Origin of the sequence: Hahella sp. CR1 (genome assembly GCF_029813005.1) — a bacterium.
Lineage (GTDB): Bacteria > Pseudomonadota > Gammaproteobacteria > Pseudomonadales > Oleiphilaceae > Hahella.
In genome coordinates this window covers 227,242-240,906 of sequence record NZ_JAPELK010000010.1, presented here as the reverse complement: position 1 = coordinate 240,906, position 13,665 = coordinate 227,242, and the positions used below count along the sequence as shown (strand labels likewise).

17 protein-coding genes are annotated in these 13,665 nt (G+C 50.1%); 9 read left to right on the top strand and 8 right to left on the bottom strand.

What is annotated here, in order from left to right:
• Positions 1-7: 7 nt before the first annotated feature.
• Together ONV78_RS23005 and ONV78_RS23000 are read left to right on the top strand one after the other, a co-directional pair.
• Entirely contained in the window at positions 8-541 is a 534-nt protein-coding gene (locus ONV78_RS23005; RefSeq protein WP_279506710.1) for a hypothetical protein, read from the top strand.
• Complete coding sequence (locus ONV78_RS23000) at positions 535-1,017, top strand: hypothetical protein (RefSeq protein ID WP_279506708.1); 483 nt, start codon at positions 535-537, stop codon at positions 1,015-1,017. The genes ONV78_RS23005 and ONV78_RS23000 overlap by 7 nt, the downstream gene beginning before the upstream one ends.
• 558 nt (positions 1,018-1,575) lie before the next feature.
• Here the strand turns inward: ONV78_RS23000 and ONV78_RS22995 are convergent.
• Entirely contained in the window at positions 1,576-2,649 is a 1,074-nt protein-coding gene (locus tag ONV78_RS22995; RefSeq protein ID WP_279506706.1) for a helix-turn-helix transcriptional regulator, read from the bottom strand.
• Positions 2,650-3,052: 403 nt separating this feature from the next.
• Here ONV78_RS22995 and ONV78_RS22990 point away from each other — a divergent pair, with 403 nt between their 5' ends.
• The 6 genes from ONV78_RS22990 (at position 3,053) to gntR (ending at position 9,001) form a co-directional block, all read left to right on the top strand.
• The gene (locus ONV78_RS22990; RefSeq protein WP_279506704.1) at positions 3,053-4,066 is read left to right on the top strand and encodes a hypothetical protein; all 1,014 of its coding nucleotides are present in this window, start codon (positions 3,053-3,055) and stop codon (positions 4,064-4,066) included.
• A gap of 316 nt (positions 4,067-4,382) precedes the next feature.
• Entirely contained in the window at positions 4,383-5,399 is a 1,017-nt protein-coding gene (locus tag ONV78_RS22985; protein WP_279506702.1) for a TRAP transporter substrate-binding protein, read from the top strand.
• 72 nt (positions 5,400-5,471) lie between these two features.
• Positions 5,472-6,056, top strand: coding sequence for a TRAP transporter small permease subunit (locus ONV78_RS22980; RefSeq protein WP_279506701.1), 585 nt, complete (start codon positions 5,472-5,474; stop codon positions 6,054-6,056).
• On the top strand, positions 6,049-7,383 hold the full coding sequence (locus ONV78_RS22975) for a TRAP transporter large permease subunit (RefSeq protein ID WP_279506700.1): 1,335 nt from the start codon (positions 6,049-6,051) through the stop codon (positions 7,381-7,383). Before ONV78_RS22980 ends, ONV78_RS22975 begins: the two co-directional genes overlap by 8 nt.
• Positions 7,383-7,994, top strand: a complete 612-nt coding sequence (locus ONV78_RS22970; protein ID WP_279506698.1) for a gluconokinase, GntK/IdnK-type — start codon at positions 7,383-7,385, stop codon at positions 7,992-7,994. The genes ONV78_RS22975 and ONV78_RS22970 overlap by 1 nt, the downstream gene beginning before the upstream one ends.
• Before the next feature lie 11 nt (positions 7,995-8,005).
• A complete protein-coding gene (gntR, locus tag ONV78_RS22965; RefSeq protein WP_279506697.1) occupies positions 8,006-9,001 on the top strand; it encodes a gluconate operon transcriptional repressor GntR in 996 nt (331 codons plus the stop codon).
• Between the two features lie 34 nt (positions 9,002-9,035).
• On the opposite strand, the gene ONV78_RS22960 is transcribed toward gntR, so the two are convergent.
• Entirely contained in the window at positions 9,036-9,788 is a 753-nt protein-coding gene (locus ONV78_RS22960; protein ID WP_279506695.1) for a sialate O-acetylesterase, read from the bottom strand.
• Positions 9,789-10,029: 241 nt separating this feature from the next.
• Between ONV78_RS22960 and ONV78_RS22955 the strand changes: the two genes are divergently transcribed.
• A complete protein-coding gene (locus ONV78_RS22955; RefSeq protein WP_216736323.1) occupies positions 10,030-10,578 on the top strand; it encodes a hypothetical protein in 549 nt (182 codons plus the stop codon).
• A gap of 134 nt (positions 10,579-10,712) precedes the next feature.
• On the opposite strand, the gene ONV78_RS22950 is transcribed toward ONV78_RS22955, so the two are convergent.
• The 6 genes from ONV78_RS22950 to ONV78_RS22925 all read right to left on the bottom strand — a co-directional run bounded on the left by ONV78_RS22950 (position 10,713) and on the right by ONV78_RS22925 (position 13,662).
• Positions 10,713-11,195, bottom strand: coding sequence for a GNAT family N-acetyltransferase (locus tag ONV78_RS22950; RefSeq protein WP_279506693.1), 483 nt, complete (start codon positions 11,193-11,195; stop codon positions 10,713-10,715).
• Positions 11,196-11,398: 203 nt separating this feature from the next.
• Positions 11,399-11,911 (bottom strand): hypothetical protein, encoded by a 513-nt coding sequence (locus tag ONV78_RS22945; RefSeq protein ID WP_279506691.1) that lies wholly within the window; start codon positions 11,909-11,911, stop codon positions 11,399-11,401.
• A 157-nt stretch (positions 11,912-12,068) separates the two neighbouring features.
• Positions 12,069-12,464 (bottom strand): hypothetical protein, encoded by a 396-nt coding sequence (locus ONV78_RS22940; protein WP_279506689.1) that lies wholly within the window; start codon positions 12,462-12,464, stop codon positions 12,069-12,071.
• 1 nt (position 12,465) lies between these two features.
• Positions 12,466-12,732, bottom strand: a complete 267-nt coding sequence (locus ONV78_RS22935) for a hypothetical protein (protein WP_216736318.1) — start codon at positions 12,730-12,732, stop codon at positions 12,466-12,468.
• Positions 12,733-12,758: 26 nt separating this feature from the next.
• A complete protein-coding gene (locus ONV78_RS22930) occupies positions 12,759-13,130 on the bottom strand; it encodes a hypothetical protein (protein WP_216736317.1) in 372 nt (123 codons plus the stop codon).
• Between the two features lie 52 nt (positions 13,131-13,182).
• Positions 13,183-13,662 carry an SMI1/KNR4 family protein gene (locus ONV78_RS22925; protein ID WP_279506688.1) on the bottom strand — a complete coding sequence of 160 codons (480 nt, stop codon included), beginning with the start codon at positions 13,660-13,662 and terminating at the stop codon, positions 13,183-13,185.
• Positions 13,663-13,665: the final 3 nt, after the last annotated feature.

Sequence of the window (13,665 nt, the reverse complement as noted above, 5' to 3'; positions counted from 1 at the left end):
GGATGATATGTCAAAGACTATAAGGATTTGGAGATCGCAGGGCCTGCTCGCGCAGTGCGCCTTGGATAACGATTTGGAGCTGCTGATCAAGGATTTTGTGGCCTATCTTAAGGGAGAGCTGTATTTCAATGGACTGGGAGGAATTAAATACCTTAACGCCAAATATGTGCTTGGCACAGATGTTCCTTTTGATAGAAATCCGGTGAAGTTGGTCGGCATAGATTACCCACGCGGGGACTATTCAGGAACCTGCAACCATATTCATGTACTGGATAAGACCATCAAGATCCCGACCAGTTCTCAGAAGAATATTTATGATGACCTCATAAGCAACAGGCGCACCAAAGAGCGCCAAGAAAAATGGACGGGGGATATGTTCCTTGTTTATTACAGACACTCTATGATTGCCGACTCATACGGGATTCTAGACTTCTGGGTTAACGCGCACAGTAACTTTAGCCCTGCAGCCAAGACTCACCTGCAAAATTTAATTGATGAATATGAAAACGCCGTGGCGGACGAAGAGGATGAAGCATGGTAATTCAAAAACCTGATTGGATACTTGGAAGCACGCCAGGAAAAGCCCACAGCGTCCACTACCTTGTCGCCATCCAGTACCCTGCTGGTTTGGTGTATGACGTGTTGCCCTGGGCTTTTGATCCGCCGGATTACTATTTTTGGCGCGGTCTGGAGAGCGCCGCGGCGAAAGTGGCGGGTTATATTGATTTGACGCGCGCGATTGAGTGGGCCACTGGCGTCGAATGCCAGCAGGGTATCGACTCCGGCGCCCCTGATAGATTGCAATGGCGCAGCGGCGAGCCGGAGGACAAGACCATCGGCTACGTCGTCTCCCTGCCCTCTCACTACAACATACTGAGCTGGGAGGAAGACGGTGGCGACGGTGAGTGGACCTTCCCCACCCGCGAAGAACATGTCACGGGGTATGACCGCTATGTGCCCCTGCCGGAATTTTTACGGTTTGTGGCGACTCGCCTCAGCTTCGAAGACGCGATCTGATCCGGCCCTGTTGACGCTTCCGCAGCAAGCGTGAAGCGTCAACGACTGATATGTATCGACCAAGCGGCGCCTGAGGATTGAAAAGGTTATAGAACCAGCCGCGCTGTCGAGTGGTATTGGCGGTTAGCGCGGCGTATCACTGTGAGTAATCCGACATTTATCGTCACTACCCAGCCTGTTAGTGGTCAGGCTTGGTCGCCTTGTCTCTTCTTTCCGATTTCGTTTTTATGCGTGTTCAGCTTGTCGGCTTCGGATCGCAGAAATTTCTTATATTTTTCTATCGAATGCTCCAACGTCTGTGAATTATGTTTGGGCGCTGACGTGGAGTCTGTACCGCCAGGGCGCGAAGACAACAGGTCTTCATGCCTTGCGACCGGGCAGACTGAACTCTCATCAGCCCAATTCGGCCACACTTCCCAGTTGGTCACTGTTAGGTCCCTCTTGTTGTGTTTTCAATGCCGCCATTTGATGTCGTCATGACAAGATTAGAAGGAATGCGAATGCCTGGAAATACCCCAATTGGGGGCGCTTTTCTCTCAGGATACGGCCTTCACAAAATCATGGCATGGTGATGGTCAAAACCAGACGCACCAACTCTGACTGCGAGTGCACGCCCATCTTCTGCATGGCCCTTTTGACGTGGGTTCTGACGGTCTCCGGCGCTTTCGATAACTCGGAGGCAAGCAGCTTGTTATGGGGCTTTTTGGAAAAGTGCAGCGTGGTCTCCGCTTCCGTTTTGGTGAGCCCATAGCAATCCATCAGTTTCTTTAAATGAATCGCACAGCGGTGGCAGTCATACACGGCGATCACCAGGCCGTTGGGCGGCATTTCCCAGGGAAGAAGCCCTTTCAACAACGACGTAGGCGCCACCGCAATGTCATAAGAGAAGTCTGGGTCTATCGCAGAGTAAGTCAATGCAGCGCCGAAGCGGATGGACATATCAATGATATTCGCCAGTTCTGGCTCATAGATATGCACCTTTTTGTTCTCAATTTTTATCTGCTTTTTGACAAACAGGAAAACCAGATCGGAATCCATATCCACCAGATTCATCTTGTCGTCCACGATGACATAGCCAAGCAAACCGCCCAGGCTCCCTGTGGCGTTGAGCAGTGAGCGAGCAAAATTCCGGCGACGCTCATTATTCAGTATTTCCTGCACCGTTAAGCGAATGGATTGGGTTGAGCGGATCAGCATCGCCTTATCGTTTTCCGAAAAGACGCCATCCCGGCACAGATAGAGGTTCGTCACGTAATTATTACTGCGCGGGAATGCAAAGACGGCGCGTCCCTTGTAGCCATTGGGCGCCATAAAGTCCGACTCCACTTCCCGACTGATCAGTTCATCAGGGAGATCCTGCACAAACACCAGATCCTGCTGGCTTTTTGAGATGGTCTCGTTCGTCGTGTCTATCTGGTTATAGTAACTTTCATAGATATTTTGATGTTCCTGGGGAACGTTATAGATGTAATCGCTGTGAGAGTCGCCCAGGTTATTCAGGTCGGTGATAAGAAATACCGCGCTGTCGCAGCTGACGATCTCAGTCAGCAGCTTCAAGAAAGACTGGAATAATGAGTCTGAGTTAGGAGATTGCGCTATTAAGTTCAGTATGGTCTTGTAATAACTTTCCATCGTCGACATTCCCTAATCATTTTTCCTATATTCCCTGCTCCTGCTATAACTCTGAATTAGCGCATAAAAACCGGTTCCATAAGTACCCTAACTTTAGCATATTGTTCACTATTTGCTCTGTTTTTGGCGAAAATGCGGAAGATTTATTACCCTACTCCTTGAAACCTCATTGACGAGGAGACTCCATTTGGCAGAGGTCGTCGCCCATCGACTCAGGTTATTCATTAGCTTGGTAGGGAGGCATAGCTCGACAGAGTGGAAACTCAACTTATTCCTCGCTCTCCTGAGCCTCTATAATGCTATATCAGCCTAGCGAGCTCAGCGTCTTAGGACTAACCTTTCCGAAGCAATCGTAGGATGCAGTCTAACCATAATTCGCAACACTAATTCGCCGAGGTGCAGGATGCTACTTAGTATTAATGTAGATTCAAAACATATCGACCGGAAGCGCGCAGAGCGTTTACATAGCTTCAATCTCAATGAGCGAGACCTTCAAGGAATTCTTTTTAATTCATTAAGTCGATTACTCTCGGATGATGAACTTACGCTTATTATGCAGTCTCGCCATTGGCAAGAAGAGCCAGATATGATGGCTATTGATGGAGAAGGAAACCTTGTTATATTTGAACTTAAAGCTTGGGAAGCTCAGAGTATAAATTTGCTTCAGGTTTTAAGATATGGGCAAATATTTGGAAACTTAAAATATTCTGATTTAGATTCTCTTTATAAAAAATTTAGAGCCACTAAATTGTCCCTTAAGGATTCCCACAAAGCTTCCTTTGGAATTGAAATTGATGAAACGTGCTTTAACAAAAAACAAACTTTTGTCGTCATAACTAATGGCCTGGATAGAAAGACTCGTGAGGCTATACAGTATTGGCGAGCATGCGGGTTAGATGTTCGCCCCTGGATCTATAGGGTATATAGAGGAGAAGAGAGAGAAATGCTCCTAGAGATGACAGCCTTTCGGGTTAGTGATAATCCAAACGAAGATCTGTCCGAAGGCTATTATATTTTAAATACAAATATCAACAATGACAAAATTGATCATGATGACATGCTAACTCAAGGAAAAGTAGCTGCTTACTTTGACCCGTGGAAATTTAAAATTGAGAAATTTGAAAAGGGTGACGTAGTTTTTTTATATCAGTCTGGAGCAGGAATTGTTGCACTTGGGGAGGCTGATGGGAACCTACAAATAGCAGCTTATCAGAATAAGGTAGAGTATGAAGGCGAAGAGTATTTCATGATGCTTAATCGCTTCCAGAGAGTTTTTCCTCCTCTGTCGGCCTCAGAGATTAAAGAGATAACAGGAACAAACCATAGGTTTATGGGGACAATGTTTGGACTAGATGCGGAAAGTGGGAAACTAATCAGAAGCTACTTAAATAATAATGCGCGTTTAAAAGAAGCTTAGGATACCTTCAGATACTACCTGCAAACTCAAGATCGCTGTCTGGGCAGCAGCTACACAGTATAGATTTTGTTTTTGTTCCAATCACACCTTGAATTCAGCGCCTCGCGGACAATTTCCAAAGGTAGTCTGGCAGATAAGGAATGAATGAGAACAACCGCAGAATGATAGATAACACTTATCAAAAACCAAAAGTTACCGGTAACAAATTTATTAGAATGTTACCGGTAACACGCCTAGCATGAATTGCGTTAACCCTGATGCCGCCTTTAACTAGCGGCGGCGATACTCCGTTAAAAATAAGAATTGGAGCGATCATATGAAGTTATCGACCTCTCTCGTAGCGGGCGCTTTGGCGACTGCTCTGTCCTTCGGAACCGCTGGCGCAGCGGATTTCAATTTCAAGTTTCAGTCCTCTGACCCGTCCGGGGTGAAGAATTTCAAAGTGCAGCAGGAATGGGCCGAGCGCGTTGAGCGTATGAGCGGCGGACGCCTGCATATCGAATTGCTGCCTGTGGGCAGTGTGGTGAGCCACACGGAAACCCTGGACGCCATGGGCATGGGCATTCTTGACGGGCATATTTCCGTCACCGGTTACTTCTCCGGTAAAGACCCCGCGTTCGGCCTGATCGGCAACACCGTGGGCGCCTGGTCGTCGCCGGATCAACTGATTACCTACATCAATTACGGCGGCGGTTATCAGCTCATGAACGAGCTGTACAAGCCTTACGGCGTCAAATTCGTCGGAGGCGGCGCCACCGGGCTGGAGGCCTTCGTCTCCAAGAAGCCGTTGAATGGCGTGGCGGATCTGAAAGGGCTGAAACTACGAGCGCCGGAAGGACTGGTGCAGTCGGTATTCGCCGCCGCCGGAGCCGCGCCGGTAAACCTGCCCAGCTCTGAGGTATTCACCGCCTTGAGCAAAGGGGTCATCGACGCGGCGGATTACACCGTGTTCTCCACCAATCAGGAGGCGGGCATGAATGACATCGCGCCGCATCCGGTGTACCCCGGCTTCCACTCCCTGCCCTTGCTGGAGATCGCCATGGGCATGAAACAGTGGGACAAACTGCCGGCGGATATCCAGGAGATTCTCACCACTTCCGTAAGGGACTTCGCCCACGACATCAGCACGCAGCTCAGAATGGCGGATATCGAAGCGGTCAAAACCGCCCGCGCCAATCCCAAAATCACCATTCACGACTGGCCGGCGGAAGAGCGTAAGAAATTCCGCGAGATCGCCCGTAGTCAATGGGAGGAGTTCGCCAAGCAATCTCCCAACGCCAAGAAGGTCTACGAGTCTGTGACCGCCTATCTACAGCAACAAGGGCTGCTGTAAGCGCTCTGATATGTCCTAAACCAAGCCTGGGCGAACGCCGTATTGTTTCGCCCTGACTCAGGAGCTTCTGTCATGTCCGATCTGATGCAAGAGCTGGAGGATGCGAAAACTCCCGCTCCCGCCAACCTGCTCGACCGCTGCATCAACTGGGTGGGCCGCCAACTCAGCTTGCTGTTCATTCTGGTTGTAGCGATTTCTTTTTACGAAGTGGCGATGCGCTATGTGTTCGATTCTCCCACTATCTGGGTGCACGAAACCGCCACCTTTATCGGCGCCGCCTTGTTCGTCATCGGCGGTCTATACGCCTTCGCCAATGACCAGCATGTGCGGGTGGTGGTGCTCTATGACGCCGTCGGTCCCAAGGTTCGCGCCTGGCTAAAACTGCTGCATCATCTGCTGGGGCTGAGTTTCTGCGGCATGATGATTTACGGCTCCTGGTTCATGGCGCAAAAAGCCTGGTTCGCGCCCTGGGGCGACCTGCGTCTGGAGTCCTCCGGCTCCGCCTGGAATCCGCATTTTCCTGCTTACCTGAAAGGTCTGATATTCGTCGCGTTCTGCATACTGGCGGTGCAAATGATCCTGCACCTGATTCGCGACATCAGACGGCTGTTCGCCACTCACAATTCGTCCGCCAGGGAGTCGTCCGAGGATGTTTGATTTATCTTCCATCGGCATCGCCTATGGCAGTCTGTTGATGCTGTTTATGTTGATCGTTCTGCTGCTCACCGGCATGCAACTCGCCTTCGCCACCGGGCTGGTGGCGCTGACCTTCGCTCTGGGCTGGTTCGGCCCCCAGGCGCTGCCCCTAGTCAGCAGCCGCATGTATAGCTTTGTCGGCAGTTACGTTTTTCTGGCGGTGCCCATGTTCGTGTTAATGGCCGCCCTGCTCGACCACTCCGGCATCGCCCGGGACCTGTTCGACGCCATGAATCGATTGGGCCGCAAGGTGCGCGGGGGCGTGGCGGTGCAGACGTTGTTAGTGGCGGTCATCCTTGCTTCCATGTCCGGCGTCATCGGCGGTGAAACCGTCCTGCTGGGCTTGCTGGCGCTGCCGCAGATGTTGCGTCTGCGCTATCACCGTCGCCTGGCCATCGGCGTCACCTGCGCTGGCGGCGCGCTGGGCACCATGCTGCCGCCCAGTATCGTCCTGATCATTTATGGTTTGACCGCGAATGTGTCCATCGGCGACCTGTTCAAAGGCGCCTTTGCGCCGGCGTTGATCCTGGCGGCGCTGTATATCGCTTATGTGCTCATCGCCGCCAGGATGCGTCCTCATTGGGCGCCATTGCCTTCAGATAATGCCGATAACGCGCCGGATCTTGAGCCGCAAGCTGCCACGCCTAATCTGGCCAAAGCGCTGGTATTTCCGATTCTCACCGTCGCCGTGGTGCTGGGCAGTATTTACACCGGCGTTGCGTCGATTACTGAGGCGTCCGCGTTGGGCGTGGTCGGCATCGCCATCAGCGCGTTGATTCGCGGCGAACTGAACAGAACCATGCTGAAGCAAAGCTGCGTCACCACCTTGCGTAGTTGCGGCATGATCATCTGGATCGGCATTGGCGCCACCGCCCTGGTGGGAGTCTATAACCTGATGGGGGGCATCGATTTTGTGCGCGAGACCATTCTGTCTTTCAGCGGCAGCGATGGTCTCACCACGATTCTGCTGATGATGGCCATCCTCCTGGTGCTGGGCATGTTTCTCGACTGGGTGGGCGTGGCGTTGCTGACCATGCCGATCTTCGTGCCCATCGTGGTGGAGCTTGGCTACAACCCTATCTGGTTCGGCGTGGTGTTCTGCATGAATATGCAGGTGTCGTTTCTGTCGCCGCCCTTTGGACCCGCCGCGTTTTATCTCAAATCCGTAGCGCCGAAGGACATTTCTCTTGGCGAAATATTTATCTCCCTGCTGCCGTTTATCGGATTGCAGTTGATCGCCCTGGCGCTGCTCATCGCCTTCCCGCAACTGGCGTTATGGTGGGCCTGATGGATAGGAAACCCAACTCGATGGAAGCCAACTTAGAGGCTCATGAATCCAGCTCAAAAACCTGTGAAACCTGTTCAGTAGAGAGAAAAAACGGTTTGAAAATTATCGTGATGGGCGTCTCCGGTTGCGGCAAAAGTCGCATCGGGGCCGCCCTGGCGCACCGCTTGGCGCTGCCGTTCTTCGACGCAGACGATTTTCACTGCGCCGCCAATGTGGAGAAAATGTCCCGCGGCGAGCCTCTCACTGACGCTGACCGCGCACAATGGCTGGCGGACCTGTCCGCCCTGATCCGGCATGAACCCAGTCTGGTGTTAGCCTGTTCCGCCTTGAAGTCGGAGTATCGCACTCTTCTTCGCGCAGGCGCGCCCGGTTTGCAGTATGTTTATTTACAGGGGGATTTTGATACGATCCTGCAGCGCCTGACCCAGCGTCGCGGCCATTATTTCAAGGGACCGGAAATGCTGCTGAGCCAGTTCGCCGCACTGGAGGAACCTCATGAGAACGAAGCCATCGTTATTGATATTCGTCAGTCAGCGGAAGAGGTTTTAACGGCGTGTTTACAGGCGCTGGATTATTGTGACGCATCGCGCAGTCGCCCCGCATCAGAGTGAAAGGGAACCCAGTGAAAAAAAGAAGACCGACGCTACAGGACATCGCCGACCAGGTCGGCGCCACCAAAATGACGGTAAGTCGTTGCCTGCGACAGCCAGAGCTGGTTTCCGAGCCTTTGCGACACAAAATCCAGACGGCGGTGCGGGAACTGGGCTATATCCCCAACCGGGCGCCGGACATATTGTCCAAATCACGCAGTCACGCCATTGGCGTATTGATTCCGTCCCTGACCAATCAGGTGTTTTCCGATGTAATCCGGGGAATTGAACAGGTCACGGAAAGCCGCGGTTATCACTTGATGTTCACTCATTACGGCTATAGCCCGGAACTGGAGGAGCAGAACCTCGCCAATTTGCTCGCCTATAACGTGGATGGATTGATCATGTCAGAGAGCCGCCATACTGAGCGCGCCCTGCAAATGATCAGAACCGCCGGGACGCCAACAGTGGAGATTATGGACACCCGCAGTCCCGCGCTGGATCAGGCCATTGGCTTTGACAACGTGCAGGCCGCCCACGACATGACCCGCACGTTGATTCAACGGGGATATCGCCGCACTGCGTATCTCTCCGTGCGACTGGACACGCGAACGCTTCAGCGTCAGGAAGGCTATCAGCAGGCCATGCGCGACGCGGGGCTGGAGCCGCGCACCATGCAATATGCGGCGCGTTCGTCTTTCAGCGTGGGGGCGCATTTGATGACCCGCATTCTGGACGAAATGCCGGAAACCGACGCCATCTTCTGCACCAATGACGACGTGGCCATCGGCGCGTACTTCGAATGCTTGCGGCGCGGCATCAAAGTCCCCCAGGAAATGGCCATCGCCGGCTTCCATGGCCACGACGTCGGTCAAGTGATGACTCCACAACTGGCCAGCGTGCTCACCCCTCGTCACGAAATGGGCGCCCTCGCCGCCGAAGCCCTCCTCGCCCGTCTGGAAGGGCAAACCGACTTCGAACCAGTACTGGATTTGGGCTACGTGATTTCTCCCGGGGGGACGATTTAAGGGGCGTTAATTGCCCCTTCAACGCCAACTAAGCTTAGTGCGGCAAGGCTTCATACAGCCGGAAATAACCCAATTCCCAGACGGAACGACCGTCGTAGTGCGCAGTATCGCCAAGCGTTAAACCATCAACATTGGCGACGCGATAAGGTCTGCCGAGCGAGTGGAAAAAATCCTGTACGCCCAGGTTGTCGTGGCCCACATTATTATCAATATAACCTTGTGAAATCGGCGCCGTAACGGTCATGGGCGCGCCGATCTGGTTCGCCACTTGATAAAACGCCTGTGCGTATTCGGTTTCATCCATGCCAGTGCGCAAATCCACCTCGCCCTGCAACCACACAAAGTATTGGACATTATCCCGACTCAGCCCAGGCTCCGATGCAATCGCCTGATCAACGACTTTGTTCACTTTTGCCGTATAGTCGCCAGTCACCCAATTTTCGATACTCGCGCCGCCTTTTCCTTCAATAACGACGTAAACCAGAACGCGCTTTTCATGCTGTATCCGATTAGCGAAAGCGATCGCAGCGTTGGCCTTGCCGCCGCCAAAGCTATCGCCCAGCACGGTCCGATAACTTTTGTGTTGAAGGTCTGCGACTTCGAACTGATTCCAGTCGTTGTTATAAACGTACAGATTTTCGTTATGGACAAAGGGCCCCTCGCTGATTCGCCCTAATACGTTGGATTGACCTGATGCGACGATCACAATGGCCTCAGCCGCAAACGCGCTTTGTATTGAAGCAAGGACAAGGATGATGGAAACAATGGTTCTACTTAGACGTTTCATGTTCTATGGCGCTCCTGATCACTGATTAGCTTTTTATGCTGCTTTGTTCATATCAAGCAGGCTTCCCTAAAGTACCTGACGGAACGTCTATCCCTGTCGGGTGGGCGATAAAAATATAGCTCGCAGCATGAAGGCATTACCCCTCCAAAAGCGCCTTATATTCTGCTTACACAGCCTCGCTCCCGCAGCGCTCTGGCTAAGAGAGCGAGCCCTCTATGCATCTGTCAAAAGGAGAAGAAAGATGGCGAGCGGATTAGGTGTTTTGGTAACAAGCGGAGACAGTCAAATCGGCGATATCTTCTCAGCGCTTGAAGGCGCTCTGGATCGCACGACATGGCGAAGCTCCTCCCTCCTGAATGAACGCAACGGCGACGGAAAGCTCCCTCTGGTGCTACTCGGCCACGCCAATGAACTCAGATTCAAAGCCACCTCAAACGAACGCAAAACCGGGTCCGAAGTCGTTAATCACCTGGTGGCCACGCGCAAGTTAGCCCCTTCAAAATTCGGATTTGTCTTCCTGGCCGGATGTCGCGGCGCGCATACCAATCGCGAAGGACTTTACATCGACGTCGGCAACGCCATCGGCCTGCCGGTGCTGGCGTCTACTACCTCGGTCAGCATGGGAAGATCAGGAAGCAAAGTGTCATTCACTCCCATCGAAAAAGGCGAATGGAAAGTCTACTACCCAGATGAAGGCGTGGTGTACAACCTTCGACTTGAACGCTGCAAACACTTCCGCGACGTATTGGCGTCAGTGGAAATACAAGTGAACGACGCAGCGTCATTTTGAGTTGAGTTCTAATTGTAATTCCGAGGGGAGTTCGCTCCCCTCTGCCAAACTGTTTCACTCATCAGAAGAAAGCCCCTCACTAAACTGAGCGTCACAACCCCAGACAGGATACGGGCTTGTCCATTCCACTCGGCTTACAGAAAGCAATACATGACATAAGCATCGACAAGCCCAAGTCGCTTGTGCTTGAACGCTTTTGGCAAAGTGCCTGCAATGAAAAAACCTAACGACTTATATAGCTCAACCGCGGCGACATTGGTGCTGACCACATAGTTAAACTGCATGGCGGAAAAGCCTTCTGAACGCGCTCTTTCAAGGCTATGGCGAACTAATGCACGCCCCACACCCTTTCCTTGAGCATCTGGGCGCACCAGATATGTCGCGCTTGAAATATGAGCTCCCAGGTCAGGGTAATTCGCTCCCATACTATACATACCGATAACGCCTGACTCATTTGTTGCGACATATGCCGGTTTTGAAGCAAACCAGTTCTGATGAAATGCTTCCCGATCAAAGCTTTCGCCAAATGGAAGCGTATCACCGGTTTCGATGACTGACTGGAAGATATTCCACATAGCGTCGAAATCATCCATTGAAGCGAGTCGAATATCTATCATTGATAGTCCTTTATAATCTGAGGCTCAACCAAAGAATTCTAATAAAACATGCTACTTATAGAAATAGACTGAGGAGCCTGCCTGCCCTGAATCAGGCATGAATAGCTTCTTCGCTCCATTCAAACACTGCATTTCCTACAACAGCTTTGGCTTTATGAATATCCGTGATGTGGCGCACGCCATCATGTTCTTCTGACTCTACATCAGCAATGATGTGTCACTGTCTTGTCAAAAAAGTCGTGACACTCAAGGAAGTCAACCAAAAAGCCATAAGGTTTCTCATCAAAACTTACTTTGCTTCTATCTACTGTGCGAAAGCTCAGGACTATCCCATCAAGGCTTATATCACCGCAAATCAATTTATCGCATTCAAAGTTACTCAAAACTGATTCAAGCGAGTGAGAATTATCAGGCGGACATATAAATACAGAGGCCCCCGTTCCCACATAAAATTTAATATAGCCAACTTCGTCTATGTATAAATCGCTCCTGTCCTCTGCGATCTTACCGTGCAATTTAACATCATAGTGAAGGAGAGATCCTCCACCGACTGTAACAGACAAGAACTCGAAAAAAGAGTCTTCAAAGCTCTCGACATTAAGTTTTACAGTGTTATCCAGACTAAATGGCGGCCCTGAAAAACACCCTTTGACGGTTTGAAACGTGTCAATGTAACGGAGTTTATTAATTTTAATTTCTGAGGCTAAGACTGACAATCTGCTTTATCCGATTATATCGTCATGACCATGCTCATCACCTCCTAAAAAAAACATAAATCCCTCGTATGGCTCGACTTCAAACTCTTCACCCACTTCCATCTGTCCATTTTTGGATTGACCAGTTCATAGAGTTCAAATAAAAGGTATATTCGTCTTATTTTTCATTAATGCATATGGTTAGAGAATTATTGCTATCCGCATCTTTAATGATCGTTATCCAACCAGCTTTCTCCCACTCGTGAATCAGTTTTTGATACAAAGGAGCCAAGCTTGAATGATCGACTTTTTTAAGCTCCGCCCCACTGGCTTTAATAAAGCTCTCAACTTTAACACTACCCTCTTTAACACTCATAAATGGTTCAGCTGGGGCAAGGATGTAATACTCAATCACGTCTCTGGAGAAAATATCAAAAATATTGTATTCCGAGACATCAAACTGACTCAATTCAACGACTACCGCATCAGCCAACATCCATTCTGGCTGATAATACTCGACGCAGAATTTTTCTTTTTCCTTCAGTTTGATTATAACTTCATCAATGTTAGCCATGCTAACAATCCCCGAATTTAGTCGAAAATCTCTTCGCAATCACTTCAAAATTTTCAACGCCCTCATTTGAGACGATCATCCACACTCCAGTCTCGTGAAATTTCTTTATATCTCTATTTATTTCATCCCTTAACCAAGAGGGAACACGATCATAGTCTTCTTGGCTCCCTTCAAGCGCCAGCCGCCTGATGACATAGGTTTTCAGTATATGAATAGTCAATATTCCTTGATTGTATAAGTCAATATCATGAGAAAATGATAGTGCCATATCAACCACTCCCGCCAACTAAAAGCCTATGGCTGAAACTCCACGTTTTCACCTTGGTCATTAAAGATTTGGGCATAAACTATATTACCAAAGACTCTTTCTCCGTCCTCTTCATAACTATAACTTCCTTCCAGGACGGCTTTATTTATATATGAATAGCAGTTCCCACAGAGAGGAAAAACTGTATCTCCGAGTTTCTGGATGAATTTATCGTCGGCAATTCTAATAAAATTTTGTTTGACTGCTGAGATATGCTTTTCAAATTCCGCATCGATTGTAGACCCCAGATACTCAATCACATCATCGCCGCCCTCAATCAAAAAGGGCCGAAGAGTCCTGGCTCCCAGAACCGCCAAAACGCCCTGAATCCTCGTCTTATCTTTCGTCTGAACACTCATTCACGTCTCCCCCTTATTCACCACAGCATTCGGCCAGCCATCAACGCAGAGGCTACAAACCTTGCTCTTTAAAGCTATTCATATCTGCTGCGTGGGCCTTAAACCAGTCGCCTACGGAGTCAAAGACTTTTTTGACAGTATCCAATGGGTAATTGTAATAGTACACAGGAGAGTCAGCCTCGCTATTGGCGATAATGTAATTAAACTCATCCCCATAGCGTTCCATTATGAAAAAGATGCTGTCAGGAAAAGGATCAGTCAGTTCATCTTCTTCAACAAGTAATCTCTGGCGACCTTTTATCAGGAGTTCCGTCATGTCTTTAACATGCTCGTACTGATAATTGAACTCATTATCGTCAAGCGCTTCACAGGAGCGTCCACACCGTCTCAGAAATTCTTTATAGGACTGAGGCAAGGTTATGCCGTACTTGTGTTCAATTGCAGCGATTTCAGAGCTTGAGCAACCAATGTTCGCCCCAGAGATAATGCCTTCAGTGAGCATTTCCTGGTATGCGTCTTCAAAAGATGACAACAA